Annotated in this window: 24 protein-coding genes; 11 read left to right on the top strand and 13 right to left on the bottom strand. The window is 37.8% G+C overall.

Annotated elements, in window-relative coordinates; translation table 11 throughout:
- Positions 1-5 precede the first annotated feature (5 nt).
- The 3 genes from MHH64_RS02035 to MHH64_RS02045 all read left to right on the top strand — a co-directional run bounded on the left by MHH64_RS02035 (position 6) and on the right by MHH64_RS02045 (position 1,969).
- Positions 6-326, top strand: coding sequence for a hypothetical protein (locus MHH64_RS02035; protein ID WP_095310135.1), 321 nt, complete (start codon positions 6-8; stop codon positions 324-326).
- Between the two features lie 113 nt (positions 327-439).
- Entirely contained in the window at positions 440-1,279 is an 840-nt protein-coding gene (locus tag MHH64_RS02040) for a GNAT family N-acetyltransferase (protein ID WP_340002600.1), read from the top strand.
- Between the two features lie 57 nt (positions 1,280-1,336).
- Positions 1,337-1,969: a DNA alkylation repair protein gene (locus MHH64_RS02045; RefSeq protein WP_340003251.1), complete on the top strand. Its 633-nt coding sequence runs from the start codon at positions 1,337-1,339 to the stop codon at positions 1,967-1,969.
- 257 nt (positions 1,970-2,226) lie between these two features.
- On the opposite strand, the gene MHH64_RS02050 is transcribed toward MHH64_RS02045, so the two are convergent.
- The 6 genes from MHH64_RS02050 to MHH64_RS02075 form a co-directional block, all read right to left on the bottom strand.
- On the bottom strand, positions 2,227-2,508 hold the full coding sequence (locus MHH64_RS02050) for a hypothetical protein (protein ID WP_340002601.1): 282 nt from the start codon (positions 2,506-2,508) through the stop codon (positions 2,227-2,229).
- Positions 2,502-3,173 (bottom strand): hypothetical protein, encoded by a 672-nt coding sequence (locus tag MHH64_RS02055; protein WP_340002602.1) that lies wholly within the window; start codon positions 3,171-3,173, stop codon positions 2,502-2,504. Before MHH64_RS02055 ends, MHH64_RS02050 begins: the two co-directional genes overlap by 7 nt.
- Before the next feature lie 142 nt (positions 3,174-3,315).
- Entirely contained in the window at positions 3,316-3,717 is a 402-nt protein-coding gene (locus tag MHH64_RS02060) for a MarR family transcriptional regulator (protein ID WP_340002603.1), read from the bottom strand.
- Positions 3,718-3,943: 226 nt separating this feature from the next.
- Positions 3,944-4,558: a DUF2306 domain-containing protein gene (locus MHH64_RS02065; protein ID WP_340002604.1), complete on the bottom strand. Its 615-nt coding sequence runs from the start codon at positions 4,556-4,558 to the stop codon at positions 3,944-3,946.
- A 15-nt stretch (positions 4,559-4,573) separates the two neighbouring features.
- Positions 4,574-5,008 carry a DUF2269 family protein gene (locus MHH64_RS02070; RefSeq protein ID WP_340002605.1) on the bottom strand — a complete coding sequence of 145 codons (435 nt, stop codon included), beginning with the start codon at positions 5,006-5,008 and terminating at the stop codon, positions 4,574-4,576.
- Positions 5,009-5,025: 17 nt separating this feature from the next.
- Positions 5,026-6,036 (bottom strand): DJ-1/PfpI family protein, encoded by a 1,011-nt coding sequence (locus tag MHH64_RS02075; protein ID WP_340002606.1) that lies wholly within the window; start codon positions 6,034-6,036, stop codon positions 5,026-5,028.
- 241 nt (positions 6,037-6,277) lie between these two features.
- Here MHH64_RS02075 and MHH64_RS02080 point away from each other — a divergent pair, with 241 nt between their 5' ends.
- The 7 genes from MHH64_RS02080 (at position 6,278) to MHH64_RS02110 (ending at position 12,804) form a co-directional block, all read left to right on the top strand.
- Positions 6,278-6,964: a response regulator transcription factor gene (locus MHH64_RS02080; protein WP_340002607.1), complete on the top strand. Its 687-nt coding sequence runs from the start codon at positions 6,278-6,280 to the stop codon at positions 6,962-6,964.
- Positions 6,965-6,968: 4 nt separating this feature from the next.
- Positions 6,969-8,318, top strand: coding sequence for a HAMP domain-containing sensor histidine kinase (locus tag MHH64_RS02085; RefSeq protein WP_340003252.1), 1,350 nt, complete (start codon positions 6,969-6,971; stop codon positions 8,316-8,318).
- Between the two features lie 168 nt (positions 8,319-8,486).
- On the top strand, positions 8,487-8,762 hold the full coding sequence (locus MHH64_RS02090; protein WP_340002608.1) for a metalloregulator ArsR/SmtB family transcription factor: 276 nt from the start codon (positions 8,487-8,489) through the stop codon (positions 8,760-8,762).
- Positions 8,763-8,917: 155 nt separating this feature from the next.
- The gene (locus MHH64_RS02095; protein WP_340002609.1) at positions 8,918-9,301 is read left to right on the top strand and encodes a VOC family protein; all 384 of its coding nucleotides are present in this window, start codon (positions 8,918-8,920) and stop codon (positions 9,299-9,301) included.
- Positions 9,302-9,707: 406 nt separating this feature from the next.
- The gene (locus tag MHH64_RS02100; RefSeq protein ID WP_340002610.1) at positions 9,708-10,163 is read left to right on the top strand and encodes a GNAT family N-acetyltransferase; all 456 of its coding nucleotides are present in this window, start codon (positions 9,708-9,710) and stop codon (positions 10,161-10,163) included.
- Between the two features lie 633 nt (positions 10,164-10,796).
- Entirely contained in the window at positions 10,797-11,606 is an 810-nt protein-coding gene (locus MHH64_RS02105; protein WP_340002611.1) for a nucleotidyltransferase, read from the top strand.
- Positions 11,607-11,943: 337 nt separating this feature from the next.
- Entirely contained in the window at positions 11,944-12,804 is an 861-nt protein-coding gene (locus tag MHH64_RS02110) for a polysaccharide deacetylase family protein (RefSeq protein WP_340002612.1), read from the top strand.
- A 49-nt stretch (positions 12,805-12,853) separates the two neighbouring features.
- Here the strand turns inward: MHH64_RS02110 and MHH64_RS02115 are convergent, their stop codons facing one another.
- From MHH64_RS02115 to MHH64_RS02125, 3 genes are all read right to left on the bottom strand, one after another.
- Positions 12,854-13,273, bottom strand: coding sequence for a MarR family transcriptional regulator (locus MHH64_RS02115; RefSeq protein WP_340002613.1), 420 nt, complete (start codon positions 13,271-13,273; stop codon positions 12,854-12,856).
- Positions 13,274-13,344: 71 nt separating this feature from the next.
- Positions 13,345-14,079 (bottom strand): SDR family oxidoreductase, encoded by a 735-nt coding sequence (locus MHH64_RS02120; protein WP_095310116.1) that lies wholly within the window; start codon positions 14,077-14,079, stop codon positions 13,345-13,347.
- A gap of 13 nt (positions 14,080-14,092) precedes the next feature.
- Positions 14,093-14,842 carry an SDR family oxidoreductase gene (locus MHH64_RS02125; protein ID WP_340002614.1) on the bottom strand — a complete coding sequence of 250 codons (750 nt, stop codon included), beginning with the start codon at positions 14,840-14,842 and terminating at the stop codon, positions 14,093-14,095.
- A gap of 266 nt (positions 14,843-15,108) precedes the next feature.
- Here MHH64_RS02125 and MHH64_RS02130 point away from each other — a divergent pair, with 266 nt between their 5' ends.
- Complete coding sequence (locus MHH64_RS02130; protein ID WP_158586241.1) at positions 15,109-16,071, top strand: aromatic acid exporter family protein; 963 nt, start codon at positions 15,109-15,111, stop codon at positions 16,069-16,071.
- Positions 16,072-16,353: 282 nt separating this feature from the next.
- Here MHH64_RS02130 and MHH64_RS02135 read toward each other — a convergent pair whose 3' ends face one another.
- The 4 genes from MHH64_RS02135 to MHH64_RS02150 form a co-directional block, all read right to left on the bottom strand.
- A complete protein-coding gene (locus MHH64_RS02135) occupies positions 16,354-17,604 on the bottom strand; it encodes a lactate racemase domain-containing protein (protein ID WP_303447113.1) in 1,251 nt (416 codons plus the stop codon).
- 140 nt (positions 17,605-17,744) lie between these two features.
- Complete coding sequence (pdxA, locus tag MHH64_RS02140) at positions 17,745-18,743, bottom strand: 4-hydroxythreonine-4-phosphate dehydrogenase PdxA (RefSeq protein WP_303447114.1); 999 nt, start codon at positions 18,741-18,743, stop codon at positions 17,745-17,747.
- An 85-nt stretch (positions 18,744-18,828) separates the two neighbouring features.
- Positions 18,829-20,148, bottom strand: a complete 1,320-nt coding sequence (locus MHH64_RS02145) for a four-carbon acid sugar kinase family protein (RefSeq protein WP_340002615.1) — start codon at positions 20,146-20,148, stop codon at positions 18,829-18,831.
- Positions 20,149-20,402: 254 nt separating this feature from the next.
- On the bottom strand, positions 20,403-22,175 hold the full coding sequence (locus tag MHH64_RS02150) for a PrpR N-terminal domain-containing protein (protein ID WP_340002616.1): 1,773 nt from the start codon (positions 22,173-22,175) through the stop codon (positions 20,403-20,405).
- Positions 22,176-22,257 lie beyond the last annotated feature (82 nt).

Here is a 22,257-nt window from a genome sequence, read left to right on the forward strand (position 1 = left end):
AAAAGATGTTTGTAAAAGTTTATACGTATCATATTAAGAAAGACAAAATAGAAACCTTTTTAAACATTCAAGAAAAAACAAGGGAAATTTATAGTAAGTATATAGATTCACATGTAATTTATATTCAGAGTAACGAGGAGCAAACAAAGTGGATGGAGATTTCTCAATATAAAGATGAAGTGGAATATAATAAGAGTATAGAAATTATTAACCGAGATAAAAAAATCCAAGAACTTTTTAAATCATTTCAAGAGATTCTTATAGAAAAAAGCGAAATCCGCGAAGAAAATTTTACTCAGATTAGAGAAACAGATGGTTTTAAGTAGTTTCCCCATAAATTGGTGCAAGATCAAACAAGAACATTTGGGGGCAGCATAATTAAAGAAGATTATTGATTTTCATGTTAGCAGAAAAGAAATAGGGTTAGAGGGGGAGAAATATGATTTCTGAACTAAACAAGGATGAATTCTATAAATATAAATATTTATTATCTGACCAAGGACTGTTAGAAGCAAGAGCAGTGATTGAGGGGATCAACCCTGGCCGTGTCTTTGTAGATGATATGGAAACTCCTACTTGTGGGCTTATTTGGTTAGGTAATAACGATGGATTTATCTTTATTGGAAATGAAAAGAATGAGCGCTTCAATAAAGATCTAAATCAATTTATTGATACAATCATTGTACCCGAAGCAAATAAAGTTGGGTTGAAATGGTTTGAAGGCATTGGTAATCACAATAAATGGGATACAACGATTAAGGATGTGTTTAAAAACCGCAAATCAGGAAGCTGGAATCAAAGGGTTTATACGCTACATAAGGACGACTATAGCTATACCGATGAGTTTAGTATAACGCAAGGATACAAACTTATGAAAGTTTGTAAAGATATCTTTGAAAACAAAGGCAATTCAATAAAGAATATAGCATTTCTAAGGTCAAAAATTTTAGAGTCTTGGTCTTCATCTGAAATGTTCTTTCGTAATGGGATAGGATATTGTATGATTTATAAGAATGAAGTTGTAAGTACTTGTTTTTCAGGGTTTGTCGCTGGAAATGTCCATGCTGTAACCATTGAAACGATAGAAGAACATCGTGGGAAAAAGCTAGCGCAAAACATAGCTAAAGCCTTCGTAAACGATTGTCTAGATAATAATAGGATTCCATCTTGGGATTGTACGGAATCAAACAAACCTTCGATTGCAGTTGCAGAAAATATAGGATTAAAAAATGTAATTACCTATAGAGGATATGAATTCTCGCTAAATAACGAAATGTAAGGTGGCCATAATGATGACGGATGCATCAAACTCATACGTTCAAGAACTTATTAATCTATTAACAAACACACGGATGCTGAATTTGCTAGATGGTCAAGCGACTATCTTAGAAACCAATTCAACTTTTTAGGTATACGAACTCCGATTCGCCGAAAAATAACGAAACAATTTATGAAAGAAAACGGACTACCTCCAAAAGAAGAACTGAAAGATGTCATTTTTATGCTGTGGGACCTGCCAGAACGTGAGTATCAAAAAGCAGCGCTTGATATAATTGAAAAAGCAAAAAAGAAATTAACCGAGGAGGATGTAACCTGGCTATCCAGTTTGATTGTGAAAAAGTCATGGTGGGATACGGTAGATGTACTTTCTCCTCATATCGTGGGCTATATGTTTTCTAAGCACGGGGAACTTATTCCATCATTTGCTGATCAATGGATTGAAGATGAGAATATTTGGTTACAGCGGTCTGCCATATTGTATCAGCTAAAATACAAAGACAAAACAGATAAGGAGCGCCTATTTCGATACATTATAAGACGCGCAGACAGCGATGAATTTTTTGTACAAAAAGCAATTGGATGGGTATTGCGTGAGTATGCCAAAACTCGCCCTGAAAGCGTAAGATCCTTTATCGCTAATCATAGCTTAAAACCCCTTAGTAAACGAGAAGCTTTGAAACATCTTTAAGGCTTAATTAGTTCTTTCGCTTGAAAATGAAACATTTATTGGATATACCGCGTATGAAGATCAAGGTAAATCAAATACGTTCTGAGAGCTGTCTAAAATTCAATGGTCTTTGAAAGAGGAAGCCCCCATCTTCAAGTATTCTGAATGGTAAGAACCCAACTTTATGAAAAAGCATAATGAATCCTATTCGAATAACGATTGTACTTTTAGGTAAGATATTTAAGTTATAAACAAATCAGCACAACAATACACACTAATTAAATTCTAATCCTCACTATACAATATCGAATCGACCTTCTCACATAGAGCGAGCAAATTACGAGTAGTATTGAGACTGCGAGTGATATAGGAATGCTTAATACTGCAGGCAGTTCAATTCCTTGCCAAATGCTCATTTGGATTTGTTCAATACCGAATGTTCGTAGTATGCCAGCTAATAGGATTAGTAATGCGCATAGCATTAATCCAATATAAAGAACATATAAGACAGGGATTGTTAGCACTAGCAGAAAACGAATGGTTAATTGCAATATCACCACGAGCTTTCCCTCCTAATAATATGCTGAACTTCTGCATGCGGAGAAATGGAATAGCTTTCTGTATAATACAGTGTATGAATTTGACAATGTTTACCGATTACAACAATATCCCCCTCTACTCTATCCGCTTCCGTATAAGATATTTGTATGTTCTTTCCTTTGATATCCTGACAGACGAGTATTTTCTTTAATAAAGGAAACGAAATTTTATCCTTCTCCACGCTTACCTCACCTGCGATTAGCCGCACTATTTTACTTTCACCCGATAATTTTAACTGAAACTGTTTTGCCTGAACCTCTTCAGCACGAATGATTCCGACTGAATCAAATTCCTCCGTCATAAAGGTTCGTTCAATTGCCAGTCTCCCGGAACTCATAATTTTCGATACTTTGCCACAATACATTTTTAGATTACCTGCATTGACAACATCCATAGCTTCACAGCTGGATTTCATGATGCATGACCCGGAGTTTTGGAAATGATCTACCTTAACTTTGGAGTGAAATGTACTATATCCGTGAGATGTGATTCTTTTTAACTGAACATCTTGATGTATAGAGACAGATCCACGTATTTTTACTACTTCATACTCCGGCGCTAGGTCTTTAATCGATCCACTCGTAAACGTTATACTTCGCAACTTCTGGCTTTGTACATTTGTCATTAAACACACCACCATCATTTAATTAGTATATATTTCAATTGTTAAAATATATACTAATTAAATTATATTGACTGTAGTTTTGTCAAGGGCAATTTTAAAAATTTCCATATAATAAAAAAAAGGACTTCAATAACTGAAATCCTTAAAACACCGTACTCATTAATTTATTTACTTCCAATAAAACCTGCTCAATTTCCTTTAACTTTTCTTGTGGGAACTTCAGAAATAGTTCATGAACCTTAGCTTCCCCGGTCTCTGTTAAAATCATTTTTACAACACGGCGATCTTCACTTTCTCTTACTCGTTGTACAAGCCCAAGCTTTTCTAGTTTATCGCACATTGATGTTACGGCCCCAGGAGTAACGCCGAAAAAATCAGCAATTTGAGTTGCCTTCATTCCATTATTAATTTTCATTTCAATGAGGAGAACGAGCTGATTTTGAGATAGTGACTCCCCTTCACATAATAGGTCTGCAAATCTTCGCGACCGTTTTTGTATTTCAAGCATTTCTCGCATAATTACTTCGATATTGTTTTCTGGCATTTCATCCCAACCTATAATGTTTAATTATTAAAATATATGATAAGTATATAATTAATTTTGACAGGTGCCAACTAAACTAATCCAAGTTTGTTCCTAATGATTTTGAGGTGAGGTGGTAAATATGACATCTTACACGAATATTAAAGAGACCCTACTCCAAACTCGCCCCCGCTACAAACACTTTAATAAGCCCCGCCCTAGCCAGGACAAACAGCTCTTCCATTTGCTATATCAATAGTCTTTTTCTAATGACAAACTCTGCAGCTCCTAAATTCAGAATCCAGCATAGCCAAACTGCTATTGTATACGAAAGACCATAGGGTAGACTCATTGCGCTATGTGCTATCGCTACGATGATATAAATCGTCATATTAGCAAAGGTGAGAAAAAAGCTGCGGGTCATCCATTGACTATGCAAGACTACCTTTCTTTTTTTAATAGACAAATAACCAAGGATGGTCGTTCCGAGCCATAATATGTTTAAGATAAGGAATCCTACTGTACTTGACCAGCCACCCGTTGCAAAAAAAGAAACATAGACTCCAGGAATGAAATTTAACATAATGGATAATACATAGATACGTCCATTCCAACGGTGAAACCCTTTGGACTTGTTCCGCACTGCCTTCATCACTCCTAATGGTCCTGTGATAAGGGCAATAATTGCAAGTATAATATGAATCCGAATCATGATCACCCAGAGCGGTTCATTTGATAGGATTTGATCCTTCTTATCAATAAATGTTGAAAAAGCAGGATCTACCATAAAATTCTTTGAAAATGTATGGAGCACCCACATAAGCGAGATAATTGCGATCGTTACTGCAAAGGTTTTCTTCATACTACCTCTCCTTTGTTATAAAAACAGGTGTCGATTTGTCATAATAAAGGCTGCGATGATGACCAGCGTAAAGGTCAGCCAGCCAAATGTCTTCAGCTTTGAAATATTTTCCTGCAATGCTTTCTCTGCGTTTTCTGCATGGGTAATCGTTTTAAGCCGCTTACTAATCATTCCAATGACTGCCCCAATTAAAAGAAGTAGTGTTAATGAAAGAAGCACCCATAGCATCGAAGGGTAACTAGAATAACCGATAACCATCCACCCCCCTGAAATGAATAATAAAATCAGCGCATAATGTCCGAACCGAGTATAATGATGGATTGTTTTTAGTGATGCCTTTAACTCATCCCCAGCCCGTTTAGCAAGGGATTTGTACATTAATGGTAGAATAAGAAAACTGCCAAGCAAAAAGGCACTGATTACATGTATAAATACTAAAATAGAATACATGGTGTTCCCTCCTGTTGTTAAGAAATTCGATGTCCCGTTAATTTGGATGCCGGAAGCATACCAGCTTTTGCTTCCCCAAACATTTTGTCTCTATCTACTAAAACGCTAAATTTTAATGTGAGAGGCATTGGCTTTGTCACTTTCATAGACCATGTTAAATTGCTCTCCTTTTGTACGAGGTTATCTAAGGTTACAATATCCCCTCCTTGCTCGGCAGTCCCCGCTAATTGCCCATCCTTACTAGTTAATTCTAAAAGAACGGGCAGGTTACCAATTGGAGTGGAGATGGTCGTGTCCCACTTTCCTTCAATGTGATTATTTTCCTTAGTAGAACCTAAGAAACTATCGGCTGCAATCTCCGTTTCAGTTGAATACTGTTGCTGGCTTTCTTTTGGTGTATTTCCGATAGCTTTCCAAACCGTACCTCTACGTTCGTATTCAAACAATTGTTCAACAGCGTTTGCAATTCGTGGACCTAGCTCCCGCCCAACTAAATAAAGGGCAACATCAAGACCGGAAGTAACGCCACCACCAGTAACAAGGTCACCATCATCAACAACTCGAGCCTGAACTGCAATTGCATTTGTAGCACTTAGGACCCCCATACCCATATGATGTGTTACTGCATGGCGACCTTCCAAAAGACCATTCATCGCTAAGACGAGGGAACCGCCGCAAACTGTGCAAAGCAGGATATCAGGCTGTTTCATTGCCTTTTTTAATAAGTCACTTAAGCTTGTTTGAGCTGCTTGCTGTAATTTTACTGGTACAGAATCGGATCCATTATCGTGAACGGAACCAGATGCTCCTGGAACAACAATGATACCTCCATGAGATAAATCAAGTTTGCCTGTTGATTGAAGTTGTACCTGGTTTACACCGCTCGTTACCGTTTCTTTCCCTTCTGCAGACACGAACTCAACGGATAGCTCCTCCTCTGAATACATCGCAGCAGCTGTGAATACTTCATAAGGAGCAGTAACGTCTAATAAATCAAACCCATTAAACAACACAATTTGAACCTTCATTGCTATGACCTCCACTATTTTATAAGTATAATTTGTCTTTGTTTTGCCGAAACACGATTGTCTTCGTCTATTCAAAATAATAAAGATTAAATGTCTCAATAGAAGGTATAAAATAGTCACAAAACCATCACAATACCCTCGTCTGACCTTGTACCTAGTTGGAATGATGATAAAATAAAGTTAATATAAATAAAAAAGTTCCCTCTAAAAGTAAGGTATTGGGGGAAAGGCGGTATATCCTATGAAAAAAACACAGACGATTCTCGTTGTAGATGATGATAAAAGCATTGTCGAACTAATAAGAGATTTCTTGGAGAATGACGGTTTTCAGGTAGAAACAGCTTTTGACGCTTCTCAAGCTTTAGACATTTTCCAAAGCCATTCCATTGATTGCATCATTCTCGATATTATGATGCCGGGACAAAATGGGTTTGAGTTATGTCGCAAGCTTCGTGAGGAAAGCAATGTGCCAATCCTGTTTTTAAGCGCACTCAGTGATGATGTAGACAAGATTCGAGGGTTAGTGCTTGGAGGCGACGATTATATCGTTAAAACTGCTTCACCGGGAGAGATTGTTGCTAGAGTGAAGGCTGTGTTGAGACGTTCCAATTCCCACCAAGAACAAAAAAGTAAGGTCTTAGATTACGGACGTCTCGTATTGGATTTGTCCACGAGAGAAGTATTTATGGATGGGAATGCTATCTCACTGACTCCAAAAGAATATGAATTATTGCGTCTGTTTGCTGAACATCCGAAGCATGTTTTTTCGTACGATCAATTACTTGATAAATTTTGGGATGGCGTTGGTGACAAACATACGGTTCGCGTCCATCTCAGCAGACTTCGCGAAAAAATAGAAGCCAATCCAAATAACCCCAAATTTGTCGTTAATGTTTGGGGCATCGGGTATCGCTTCGTGGGAGAATAACATGATAAAAGCCATTCGTATTCGTAAATTTATGATAGTCAGCTTCATCCTCATTCTCACACTGCCATGGCTGTTTTATGTAGTCGCACACTTTTTAGAAACGAATACATTTCGTTTAGAGTTAGATGATAAGCAAGAGGATTTGGAAACAATCATGCATGGAATCGAAACCAATACCCAAAATTGGACAGATCCCGATTGGCAAAATCAATTTAGCGAACAAGCAGAGGAAATGAATGTAGATGTTGTGATTCTGTCTGCGTCCAATCAGAAAATTATCCAAACCAATTCCGATGAGCCCCCCGCCTTTGCAAACAAGGAAGAGTTTACAATCATCGAGGATGGCCAGGTAATTGGAAGGGTTGCTGTTTACCATTCATATTCACGAACAACTCCTATGATTGCGTCTTTCATCGGCCTTTTGTTAGCCTTTTTTGTTGTCGGGTTTAGAGTACGAAAAATGATTATCAAACCGCTGGAGAAGATGAGCCAGAATGCCAGGCAAATCGCAGAAGGAGATCTGGATGTTCAGTTACCTGTATCCCGGATTACAGAAATCGCAGAAGTCCGTGATGGATTTCACGTTATGGTAAATGGACTAAAAGAGGCCTTTCAAAAACAAGCGAAATTGGAAGAGGAACGGAGATTCGTGATTGCAGCTGTGGCACATGATTTGCGGACACCACTATTTGCATTAAGAGGCTATTTGGACGGATTAGAGCAAGGTATTGCTGATTCACCAGAAAAAAGAGCAAAGTATTTGGCGGTGTGCAAAGAAAAGTCTGCGCAATTAGACCGATTAGTAGAGGATTTGTTCACCTTTACGAAAATGGAATATGTGAAAGCAGAGCTTAATGAGGTAGTAGACTTGACACAAGTTCTAAAGCAATCAATTGACAGCCTTCGTCCGCAAGCCCAGGAAAAGCATATCTCGTTGATCGCTGATAACCTTATAAACGGATGTATAATCAAAGGTGATGCTCACTTATTAGAGCGCGCCATGAGTAATTTGTTAGATAATGCGATTCGACATACACCAAGCTATGGAAAAGTTCTTGTTTCTCTTGGGGAGGATAGTAATAGCGTAACCTTTGCGGTTCAAGATACAGGGTCGGGTTTCATTTCCGAGGAGCTGCAGCGTGTTTTTGAGCCATTATACCGTGGAGAGGAATCAAGAAGCCGTTCAACTGGAGGTGCTGGATTAGGACTAACCATCTCACAACGGATTATCAGGTTACATGGTGGCGAACTACAAGCAGGAAATCATCCCGACGGCGGTGCACTACTTTCAGGCTGGCTGCCAGTTGGTGATAATGAAAGAAAGGCTTCGTACAAGCTGTATAGGACATCATAGGAATAGAGTCTAATTACATGGTCAACTCTTCAAGCAGAGGAGGTTGACCTTTTTATTTTTTATGGAAGAGCCGGCGAAAAAGAAGATTAAATATATAGCTAACACAATATACAACTATTCAGTTGCTTGTTATTTACAGGCAACCATTTAGTTGCTTATAATAATAGCATGTGGGACAAAGACGCTATTTTCAAAGCACTTGCCGACTCGAATCGTCGGCTTATATTAGATGAACTATCCGAACGCAACGACATGACAATGTATGAACTCACAGGGCGCCTTATTATGAAGCATAGCCTTTCCATTTCGAGACAAGGTATAGCCAAACATCTTTCTGTATTGGAAGAGGCAGGACTTGTAACATCAAAACGGAAGGGAAAATATCGGGTACTGATGTTTAACAACGATCCGCTTCGAGACTTGCTGAAAGGATGGATAGATTAATTTTATAAAACACAAGGTACATTATATTATGTATAAGAAAAAGTGGATAAAGTCTCTGCGTGTGTTTCGAGTTCCATATAGAAATGGTAGAACAGGTTTTTGTTATTGCTAACAGCACAGGCCATACATCACAACAATCAGGAGGTATAAACAATATGAAAGTCATAGTTACGAGTATATTTGTAGAGGATCAGGACAAGGCATTACAGTTTTATTCAGAGACGCTTGGATTTGTAAAAAAGCACGACGTCCCTGCCGGGGAATTTAGATGGATTACGCTTGTTTCCCCAGAGGACCAAAAAGGTACCGAGATTGTACTCGAACCGAATAACAATCCAATCGCTAAAGATTATCAGAATAGGCTATTTGAAGAAGGTATTCCAGTAACCATGTTCGGTGTAGAGGATATTCAAAAAGAGTATGAAAGGTTATTGCAGCTGGGCGTGAAATTTACAATGAAGCCAACAAAAATGGGCGAAATCAGCATCGCTGTATTTGATGATACGTGCGGAAACCTTATTCAAATAATACAGCAATAACCTAATAGCAAATTTTTAGTGTAACACTTTATATAACCCCATTCTATTTAGGATGGGGTTACTTTTATACGAATAACTAGTATAGTTGCAAAACCCCATTTTTTGTATTAATGTTGCGGTAAAGTTTTAAATTATTAAATAACTAACCGAATTGGGGGCGACGAAAATAAATAAGTATCAAAAACGGACCGTTGTATTGCTTTTACTATCTGCCTCTTTTTTGCAGGCGGGTTTGCATTAAAGGAATATATTGAATATGCAACCCTTATCGGGTGGGTATTTGCACTGATCTGTTAAATTTCGGCCTTAGTATTTGCTATTAAATGGAAGCAAGATATTAAGGGAAGTAATCGCACTCCAGATTAATTATAAAACTCGAAAATATATTATAGGGGAGAACTGGAAAATGGAAATTTACCAAGCTTCAATTGAAGATTTAGAAGGAGTGTCCAATCTATTTAATTCGTATCGGATGTTCTATCAGCAAACATCAGATTTAGAGGGGGCTAAAGCTTACATAAAAGAACGTATAGAAAACCAAGAATCCGTAATTTTTATCGTTAAAGACAAGCAAAAATATGTAGGTTTTACGCAACTCTACCCTACATTTTCATCGATATCAATGGAAAGGGCTTTGATATTAAATGATCTATATGTTGATGGAAAAGCCAGAAAAAAAGGAGTAGGAGAAATGCTTTTACAGCAATCCAAAGAATTTGCTATAGAGACAGGGGCTAAAAGCATTAGTCTAAGTACAGCCCTAGATAATGATGCTGCACAAAGACTTTATGAAAGAAATGGATACATTCGGGATTCACGATTTTTTCATTATGAGTTAAGTTTTGACTTACCAATTTCCTAGTATCTTGCTTGTACCGCGTCCTCTGGTGCGTTTACAAAAAAGGGAGTGAGATTGCACCTTTGCTATGAAGGGAGGGGGAAAATTAACGAGCATTTGTGAGATATAGCTGTTAAAGAAAGGGAGTGCTAAAAGGGAATTAATTTTTCAGTGAGAGCAGAGGTTACGTATGAAACAATTAAATTTGTCATTAAAAGAAGCTGTTTAATGTTTAAAGATCCTACAGAACAGGGAGAAGCTGATTTTTTTTCTTCTTGAAACGTACGAAAATGGAACGAAACATCAGTGGATTTGAATACTTTCGAAACGCTTTTCGAGGATGCAAAAGGGAATCCGACCTATGAAGCCTTGTCGAGCTCTCATACTTTTAATTGGGAGATACACAAAACACTATGATCGCTGAAGAAATGGGCTATCAAACGTTTTTCGATCAATGGAAAGAGCACGGTGTGTTTGAATATTAAAATACAAACTAGTGCGGAGTTGAAGAAAAGTATGATTGTTTCATGATAATAAACTTGATATGATTAATTGGATGTAAATGAAAGGAGCATTAGCTATGTGTTGCTCATGTTGTTGTCCAGTGGTAGATATGCAAAAGTCTCTCTAATTTTAAAAACTTAGGAGGTTTTGTATATGCTATTACAGGAAAAATTAATTAATGTAATTAAAGAGAAGTGTGAGAATGACCCTCGTATTTCTGCATGTATGATGTATGGTTCGTTTACAAAAGGGGAAGGAGACCAATACTCGGATGTTGAGTTTTATGTCTTTTTAAAGAATACGGAAATAGAACAATTCGAATCCTCTGTCTGGATTAGAGATATTGCCCCATATGATTTACTCTTTTTTAACGAATTTGGTTCTGAAGTTGTCGTGTTTTCCAATTTTGTTAGAGGAGAGTTTCACTTCCAGACTGAATCTGAGATTGAAGTTATTAAGACATTTAAAGACACAGGTGTTTTCCCTGACACAGAATCCATGTTTATTTATGATATGACAGGCAAATTAAAACCATGTTTAGATTATCTGAAAGGTAAAGGGCCAGAAAGAACGACAAATGATAATGTCAATTTTGCCTTTAATAATTTTGCTAATGCATGGCTTATGGGTATAAACGTTTTAAAAAGAGGGGAAATTGCACGTTCATTGGAATGTCTAACATATGTTCAAAAGTACGTTTTACAATTGATTAGGATTCGTGAAAAAAATGTGGAACGTTGGCTAAACGCTACAAAAAACTTAGAAGTCGACCTTTCAGAAAAGGCGTATAGTGAGTATGCTTCAATTACGTCAAAGTTAGATAAAGAAGATTTATATCGAACCTATTCAAATGCACTGGATGTAGTTGAAAGGTTAGTTCTAGCACTTGATGATTATTACAAATTTGACTTTAATTTAATGTTTTTAAACAAATTGCATTCTCATTTAACTAATCGTTCTTAAATCCACTTTTGACTTAGACTTTCCCTGTAAATTAGATAGCAAAATAAGAGATACTGGGTATTCAAAATATAATTTGGATACCCTCTTTTTATTTTTGTATAAGATATTATGAATAAATGTACTTTCATCATACTTTATTTCAAAGTTGCTATAAAAATTTCAATGAATGATGATATAAATTCAGTTGCAAATATGAGTTGGCTACCGTTCTGCCTTTTTCATCTTTCAAAAAGAATGCCCTTCTTTCTGCATAAATCATCCTCTTTCACCCAAAATAACAGTGTGCTATGAAACACGCTCCTGTTGAAATCCCATAACCGTAAAAGGAGACGAATGGATGAAAGAGCGAATCGTTAAGCTGATATTGGTTCTTGTTTTTTTACTTTGTTTTTATCTAACAAATGTCTTATTTGCAAATGCGAATGGCATACCGTTGGAAAATCCTTCTCAGCAAGATAACGTAAAAGATAATTCAGAAGAAGATTTTCCCGACCTTCGCGGCGGGTCCGAAAATTCCGAACGTGAACGCCAGGTCCCGGTTGATTTGAGGATCTTACAACAACGTTATCCAGATGTATTTTTCTTGCAGGGTACTTCAGATCAAAACCAAATTGCATTAACGTTTGATGATGGACCAGACCCACGCTTTACAAATGAAATCTTGGACGTATTAAACCAATACGATGTGCCAGCAACGTTTTTCTTATTAGGTTCGAGGGCCGCTGCATATCCTGAAATCGTCACGCGAATTCAAAATGAGGGACATGTGATTGGAAACCATACGTACTTCCATCCTAACCTTGTAGATGAAGCTGACATCGCAATGCTCGAGCAGGAAGTAATTAGAACGGAAGATGAACTTTATGACATTATCGGATATCGGACACATTTATTCAGACCGCCATATGGTTTCTTATACGATGAATTAGTCGAACAACTAGCGAAAATGAACTATTCCATAAGTGGCTGGTCGGTGGATTCCTTGGACTGGCAGGAAGACCCACCAGAGATTATTGCCTCTAATGTATTAGACAACATGCATCCGGGTGCAATTATTCTCATGCACGATGGTGCAGAGCAGGATGGGGACCGAACGAATACAATCGAGGCCCTTCACCAAATTATCCCAACACTGCAAGAGCAAGGATACGAATTTGTTACAGTATCAGAGTTATTGAATATTCCATTTGAGAAATAGGAGATGCTTCTTCTATTTCTTTTTTACTTCTACAGTTTTATATAGAAATTTATACAAACCTATTGAGTTTCTCATAAATAACCAATAACTGCTGTACTTCCTCCTCGGTTAGCTTGTCAAATAGATCTCCACGAAGTGCTTTCCCCTCGTCATGAGCTTTGTTTACCATCTCAGTTCCTTCATCGGTAATCGCTAAATAGATTATCCGGCGATCATTCTCATCCACAAGCCGAACAGCCAATTTTCGTTGGACAAGCTTTTCAGATAAGTGTGTTAGAGATGGAGGAGTTAGACCTAAGGCCTTCGCAATATCGGATGGCCTGCTTTTGCCATTTCGCTTCAAATGGCCGAGAACAAGAATATGCGAAATCCCAAGGTTTTCTTTAAATTGTTTATTCCACTGAATGATTAAATTGTTCGTAACCTGATCCATGGAATGAATCAGTTCAAAAATCGTTTGTTCTTTCATGTTGTATAACCTGCTTTCTATAAGCGAAGTGCCCCCTAAGAAATAGAGGGCACTTCCTATATATTTCTATACTACTGTGCAGAAAATCCACCGTCAATAACTAATTCAGAACCAGTGATATAAGAAGATTCATCAGATGCTAAAAATAGCGCTGCATTTGCGATATCCTCCGGTTTTCCTAATCGCTGCAGTGGTGTTGCCTGCATTAAACGGCCAAGCAGCTCTTTTGACGTGCTCAGCGCTTCTGTCATTGGTGTTTCAATAATACCAGGGAAAAGTGTATTCACACGTACCCCCTGACGGCCAAATGTTGTTGCAGCCGCTTTGGATAGCGCACGAACCGCTCCTTTTGATGCAGAATAATGATTAAAGCCTTGTCCAATTTGAGCTGTATAGGATGAAATATTAATGATGGACCCTTTGTTTTGTGCTGCCATATATGGTGCAACATGTTTGATACCAGCAAATGGTCCAAAGCCATTAATGGATAGCATCTTTTGCCAATCGTCCAAGTCAATCTCCTCGTATGGCTTTTCAGATGATATACCAGCGTTATTTACGAGAATATCAATTTTCCCAAAGCGATCGTTCACTTCTTTAGCAAAGGATTTCCAGTCTTCATCAGAGGCAACATTTAATTTCATGCCAACTACATTTTCTTTTTCGCTTACCTTTTTCAGTGCTGTCTCATTAATATCAGCCGCAATAACAGTAGCCCCCTCTTGACTGAATAGTTCTACCATCCCTTCACCAATACCTGATGCTCCACCAGTAATAATCGCAACCTTGTTATCTAATCGTCCCATTATTTTTTCCTCCTTAACGTAATTTAATTGAACCACCATCGACCATGATCGTTTGGCCCGTAATATAATCCGAATCAGTACTTGCTAGGAAGACAGCAGTTCTGCCAATATCCTGCTCTGGGTCACCTAATCGACGAAGCGGTAATTTATTAATCATTGCATCGTATAATTCAGGTGCATTGTCACGCCATTGTTCAACACCAGGCGTGAGGGCAATTGGTGATATTAAATTCACATTAATTCCATCTGGTCCCCACTCATTTGCTGCAACTCGAGAAATTGCACGAATTCCCTCTTTTGCTGCAGCATAGGATGTTTGTGTCACTTGCCCATCAATTCCCGCACCAGATGCAAAGTTAATGACCTTGCCATGCGTCTTCTTTAGCTCCGGATAAGATGCCTGCATAAAATGGAATGTAGGATAAAACCCTGTTCCAAACGATAAATCAAAGTGTTCAAGTGTTGTTTCCATAAAAGGAGCCTGTCTGGATACATGTGCATTATTAACTAGGATATCCAATTTACCAAACTTCTTCACAACTTCGGTAACAATCTCCTCGATATTTTCTTTTATCGAGATATCTTTTATAAAAAGTAAGCCTTCTGCATATTGATTTATTTCCGCAAAGGTTGTTTTTCCCTTTTCTTCATTTACATCAACAATGGCAACATGCGCGCCTTCTTTTGCCATTGCAAGAGCAATCCCTCTACCAATACCAGAAGCACTGCCTGTAACAATTGCTACTTTATCTTGTAATCTCATTCCAATTACCTCTTTCGTATATTTAGACATCTAAATATTTAACATCTAAATAATAACATGTATTTTTGTTAAATGCAATTTCAGCAGAGGGAAATTGTCGTAATCGAGCAGACAAGTAGGAGCATATACGTTAAAAGGGCAGACATACAATTACATGGAACAAGCTACCCTCCGACTGTATACGGTGCTAACCCTAAGATTCATTCTGATACCCATTATGGGTTATAATGGAGTAATTACTGAACAATTACAGGATGGTGTTTCGTATGGTTGGAATGGGCTATCGGACAATAAAAACCGCTATAGGTGCAGGGTTAGCAATATGGATTGCGAGTTTAATCGAGCTGGAATTTGCAACGTTTGCAGCGATTATCGTCATTATGTGTATTGAGACAACAAAGAAAAGAACATTAAATACAATTAAAGAAAAGTTCTTCGCATCTCTTTTATCCATCATTATTGGTATGTTATTTTTTGAATTATTAGGGTATAACCCAATCTCCTTTGCTCTATTTATCCTCTTATTCGTCCCAATCCTTTTGAGAGCTCGTATTCAGAATGGTTTTATCACAAGCATGGTAGTCGTTCTGCATATTTATACGGTGCAGGAAGCGAGCCTGGAGACGTTTTTAAATGAGCTTTATATTATTTTAATCGGGATGGGAATTGCTATCCTTGTTAACAGCATCATGCCAAGTTTTAAAAAAAATATTAACAAGAATATGTTTGAAATCGGAGAACGGTTTAGTGTCATTCTTTATGAACTAGCAGCTTACTTAAGAGATAATGAACGACAATGGGATGGGAAGGAAATTATTGAAGCAGAAGAAATCATTCATAAATCTAAAAGCATTGTCATTCAAGATGTAGAAAATCATCTTTTCAGGGCAGAAAACAAAGATTATCACTATCTGCAAATGCGTGGGGACCAGCTGGAAATCCTAAAAAAAATGGTAACAATCGTTCATATTATATCTTCATCAGATCTGCATGTTAAACAAAGGGGAATGCTTGCTGACTTTTTTGAGTACGTAAGTCAAAATGTGCACTCAGGAGATACAATACATAGTGCACTTGAAAGGCTAGAAAATTATGAAGCGTCTATTCGCGAAACAGAATTACCTAAAACAAGAGAGGAATTTGAGGTTAGAGCAAACTTATTTTATTTAAACTTTGAGATTAAAAATTATTTAACGATTAAAAAGAAAGTTTTCGAAGTGATAGATTGATGCAATCGAAAAAAAAGAAAAGCAACAGGGGGAAACCATGTTATGGTAAAAAGGGTAAAATATATATTTATAATACTATTTTTAATTCTTCTAGTTATTCATTTAACCACTGAACTTAAATATGCTTTCGAAATACTTATGGCATTAGTAGCGGTTCAAATTATAGCCTACTCGATAGCCGAAAAAATTGATAATAAAAGACGAAATTAGCGAATAACAATAAATAGGCAAGCTAAGGTATATCCTAAGCTTGCCTATCTATTGTTCGTTAATATGATGTTATTACATAGACGGAAAATAACCATCCGCATCAAATTTCATTTCATGTAAGCCTTCTAATACCTCAATATTTTCCTTATCCTTCAGTTCATTGAAAATTACTTCTGATACAAACAGTTCGCCAATATGAAGGGTGTTTGGAATTCGTACAATTCTTGCGTCCTGTGCTGGCACACCCCAAGTAGCGCGTAGAGCAGCCTTCAACGCTTCACGATCGCTATCAAGGACAATTGGAATTTTAGCTCTATCTAAAAATGTACTTGTTACAACGTTTTCGTTCATTGTTTTTAAATCAATTTTGTCAAATAGCCGTTTCGTTGTTAAATCTGATAGGCCAATTCCTAATGCATTCCCATGGCTTGCCTCACTTAAATTCGAAGCGATAACATATTTTACACTAGGCTTTTCTGGCTCTTCAACACCTAATACACGGATTCGACCAATAATATTTGTGTCCATGCCGGTTCCGCTATAATTTTTACCGATTTCATCAACGACTAATATATCCATTTCGTCAACTGGAAGGCTTGGCATCAAAGCAAATGCACGTTTCAATAATTCTCTTTCGCGATTTTCAATTTCATCTGGATGGATCGCTTCAATGATTGCCGTTTCTTCATGGGCGTTTTCTACAATTGCTATCCCAAATAATGTATTTGAATTACCAATGGCTACTTTACCAACCTCAGGCATCATATCACGAATTCCTCTAATACCATATGTGTGAAGGGCTAATGCTTGCTTATGTTTCCCCATGCCAATCGATGCCATTTTTAAAATGCCACTTTCAATATCCTTTTTAAAATCAGTATGTGGCTTCACACGGCCCATTACAATAATACCATCGGCATGATATGCATGCTTATCAACATAAACGGGAATGCCTGCTGATGTTTTGCCAACCTCTACAACTTCCATGGACGAACGAATTTCGCATCCAGTAGATTCCTCTGTTACGCCAAGACCGTCCAGTACTTCAATTTGCCCTGCGGCAGTTGCTCCACCATGACTTCCCATTGCAGGAATGATAAATGGTGTTGCACCTCTTTTTTTAATTTCATCTGCTACACTTTTGACGATTAGTGGAATGTTAGCAATTCCCCGGCTTCCTACGGTAATCGCAATTTCCATGTCAGGCCCTATTTTTTCGTCTGCTTTTACATGGTTGAATTGTTCTGAAATGGTTCCAGTTATATCGTTCAGGCTTTCTACTTGGAATTTTTGTCTTATTTTTGCGAACTTCGGTAAAGACATTGACGTCACTCCTTCCATATTACTTTTATCCAGTTTTTAAGAAATATCCCTTGTAGTGGGTAGTGCATCTATTCTTCAACAAAATCTTTATGCAAGGAAAGCAAGAGGTCGATGTCAACCTCCTGCTTGATCATTTAGTATTAATTTTCGGGGGCTAGTTCAACCGCCATACGAAGCGCTTCTTTTAGGGATAGCTCGTCCGCAATATTTTTACCAGCGATATCAAAAGCTGTTCCATGGTCTACACTTGTACGGATTGTTGGAAGTCCAACTGTAATATTTACACCAGCTTCTAGACCTAGCACTTTAATTGGACCATGTCCCTGATCATGATATTGTGCAACAACGATGTCAAAGTCACCACGTTTTGCTCTAAAGAATAGTGTATCTGCTGGAAGGGGCCCTTGTACATTAATCCCTTCTGCTTGTGCTTTTTCAACAGCTGGAATAATTTTTTCTTCCTCTTCGCCATTTCCGAAAAGTCCATTTTCTCCAGCATGCGGGTTAATTCCACAAACAGCGATGCGTGGGGATTCAATTCCTGCTTTTTGCAACGTTTCATGCGCAAGCTTAATCACTGTATATTGACGATCAACATTATTGTTTTTGATAGCATCGATTAGACCAACATGTGTTGTTGCATGAATTACGCGTAACCCTGGAGCAGATAGCATCATTGCGAAATCTTTCGTGTTCGTTAGTTCTGCTAAAATTTCTGTATGCCCAGGGTAGATGTGACCTGCTTTATGAAGCGCTTCTTTATTTAAAGGCGCTGTACAGATCCCTTGGATTTTCCCTTCATTTGCATAAGCAATTGCCTTTTCCAAATAACGGAATGCAGCGTTTCCAGCCTCTGGTGAAACTTCACCCCATGGTAAATCGGCAGAAACTAAATCTAAATCAATAATGTCGATTGTGCCATATTCGTACGTTGCTTCCTCTGGTTGTGTAATGCTATTTATTTGAAGCGCTACATTGGTTACATCAAGTGCTCTTTTCAATATTTTTGCATCGCCAACTACAAATGGACGACATGTTTCATAGATATTTTTATCATTTAATGATTTGACGATAATCTCAGGTCCTACCCCTGAAGGATCGCCCATTGTTATTGCAATACTTGGTTTTTTAGTGGCCATCATTATTTCCTCCTATTATCCTTTTCTTTTTCGCCAAGCCTATTGTAAAAGGCAATCATAAGCTTGACGTTATACGTTGTAAAAATCATTCATTACAGCTTATCGCATGTCCATGCACTTCCGTAACGGTTTGAAGCGCTTTTGAAAGTGCCTGTTCGGTACCAAATGCACCCGCCTTTGTTACAATCGGAATGCCGTCATACAATCCACCGAATAGCTTACCATATGGGATACCTGCTTCTACTTCACCAATGACTCGAATTCCTTCACCCTTTAATGCTTTACAGGCTGCACCTGCAATATCTCCACCAGTTAAAACAGCACCACAAATGTCCTTCGATTCAATTAACTGACCGGCAATGATTCCCATTGATTCGGCAATCGTATGCCCTACCTCAAAGTTTGATAAACTTAGTTCTCGTTTCAGTTCCTTCACTCGATTCATCGCCTCTTGCCCACGATCAGTCGTTATTACTAGATCACCTTTTCCCAGTAATGCTTGACCTGCTTGAACAACACGATCAATCTCGCGCTTTCGTTCCTCTTCATAAAAGAATGCTTCAGGAGAAATGACAATTTCTTCTACAGTATTCCGTTTTCGTAAATCCCGAATTTGTTGATGGGTAATTGTGTTCACACTGCCTGCTACCACCAATACTGGCGGTCGTTCATCTATTTGCTTGTTAAGTACTACCTCGTCATAGTTGCCTTTGCTTGAAAGGTGAGAGGCAACTCCTGCCGAACCAACCCAAAGGAAATTCTCTTCAAGCATTTCCGCGGCTTCCACAATTGACTTTAATTCTTCATCTGTTGTAGCATCTATAACGATAATTTTGGAAGGAGTATCCGCAGTTATCGCTATCATTTTTTCCAATAAGTGGTGTTTTCCTTTTTGAACATCCGAAATGGAGATCAATTCAATGTCCCGCTTGCTTTGCTCCTGCAATAATTTTGGAAGGTAACTTTCTTTCACAGGACAGGAGGGGTCGTTTGCAATTTCCGATTCTGCTAATAGTACCCCATGCACATAGTGCTTACCATCCACGGTTGTTCGCTTGCTTTTTGGAAAAGCTGGTACGACAAATGACGTCTTAAATTGAAATACATCCATTACTGCATCAATTTCCTGACCGACATTCCCTCTCATCGTTGAATCGATTTTCTTAAACACTTTTGTTACGCCTAATTTGTTTAATTCTGTTGATAGATTGAAAACAATATCATAAGCTTTTTGAAAATCGAGGGCACGACTATCTGAATTTAAAACGATGACATCTTCACTTAAATGCACTGGCTGTAAGTGTGTATCTGAAAAAAGCACCGTTGTGCTTAACCCTTTTTTCGCAAACTGAACGCCTGTATCATTTGCACCTGTTAAATCATCTGCTATCACTGCCAGTTTCATTCTGTTTACCTCCCCTCTTAACAATCTCAGCATTTGCTTTTTTGCGTTTTTGCGTTTTCGCTTTATTTCTACTTATTGTCTATCGTATATCGCATTATATTTATTTCTATTATCTATTCTAATAACGCTTTCAATAACAATCATAAACCAAAACGTTGCATTTAGCAATGATTTGGTTTATTTATTTTTTAATTTCTATATATTGTTGTATTTTGCATCAGAAAGAGCATTTTTGCATAGAAAAACGCAAGCTATTATTTAAGCTTGCGCCATAAGGTCGATCGATTAATTCCTAAACGTTTAGCCGCTCTGGATTGATTCATTCCTTCATCTTCAAGGACTTTTGCAATCACTTCTTTTTCGATTTCTTCTAATGTACCACTAATGTCAATATACGATAATGCATCATTCCACCTTGCTTGATGTTCCAATCTCTTAAATACAATGTCCACTTCTGCTTTCTCAATATAATAGGATTGTGCCTCCAAAAATAATTGCTCCATTACATGCTTCAGCTGTGCCACATTTCCAGGCCAATCATAGTGGACAAGCTGCTCCAGTGCATCATCCCGAATCCCGACGACTTCATTGCCATACTTCGGATGCAAATCGGAAATAAATACGTGTACTAAATCCTCAATATCTTCTCTCCGTTCACGAAGCGGCGGTATTTGAATCTGTGATCGCGCTAACAATTGGTATAACGCACGATGAAAATCTCCATTTTTAATCTTTTTATCCATATTATCGGTTGAAGATACAAGCCATTGTGGTTTCTGTTCATTTTCATCCTGAAGGACACTTAATAATTCCTTTTGCATATAAGCATTCAGGTTGTCGATATGCTTTAAGAAAATCACTCCATTGGCGTACTTTTGAAAAAATCCCTCCTTCATGAGCTCCTTCAATTGCTCTGCACTTATCATATCGCAATGCAATGTAATCAACAGTTCATCCGAAGCTTTCCTTTTTAAATAAATGGAATGGGCAACTAATTCCTTTCCATTCCCTTGCTCCCCGGAAATCCAGACAGGCTCATCACGTTTTCCGTATCGATTGATTTGATCCAATACCTTCTGGGTTGCCTGACTTTTTCCTGAAATTGGAGTCCGAGAGGGAGGCGTATGCAATTCAATTGCATTTTGCTTTCCATGCTCACTTTGCACAGTCGTTTGATTTGAATGTGCTTTTTCAAAAAATAATGCCGCTTCACCGTTGATCGGGCATGTTGTTATTTTCCATAATTCATTATTAATGTAAAGGGTTTTTACTTGCTTTTTGTTTGTTAAGATTGTTTCCTGCATAAGTTTTTTTACATCGGTAGCATCGTCTAATTGCAACCAATGAAATTCGCTATGAAATCGCGCATTACCATACGTCATTTCCGCTGCTTGATTGAAAACCCCGATAGCCTGTTCATTACTATCAAGAATCGTTTGCATTAACGCAATATCCTGCTGTAGTCTTGAAAATAAACGATAGGATCTTCTTGTTTCTTCTAACGCATCCATAATCGCTTCTTTACCAGATGTAATCAGAACTCCTGTCATACCTAATTGTTTTGCAGCCTGCATCGTTATGACGTCTCCAATTACTACCCCATAGCCTTGCTTTTTTAAGGCCGTTAATTTTTCTTTTACTTCATTGTCTCTTGTAATCGTTAATGTCTTAACATCTAAATCCAGCAGCTTACATATTGTAGCTGCACCTTGTGTGATATTCGAAAATCCAACAATAGCAGCTTTGCCAGAAAATCCTTTTACAAGTGTTAAAATGCGTAATACATCGTAGCCAGAAACTTGAATATCGATTACCGGGATGGATACCGCCTCTTGTATCATTGAAGCCGTACCGCCACGACTGATAACAACATGGTAGCCTTCATTTTCAGCATTCTTTGCAATTGCGACACCTTCATATAAGTTACCTAATTCAATGTGTAATTCAATATCTTCTATTTCTTGACTGATATCTTTCATCATTTCAAGCAGTCCCTCATAAGGGACGATTACCAACGCTTTTATCATTTTACTTCACCTTCTGTCACTAAAATCAAGTTATGTATTTCTTTTATCTTTTAATTACAATGAGTTTCTTAACCTAAACCTA

It is taken from the genome of Oceanobacillus sp. FSL K6-0127, from assembly GCF_037983385.1.
GTDB lineage: Bacteria > Bacillota > Bacilli > Bacillales > Amphibacillaceae > Oceanobacillus > Oceanobacillus profundus.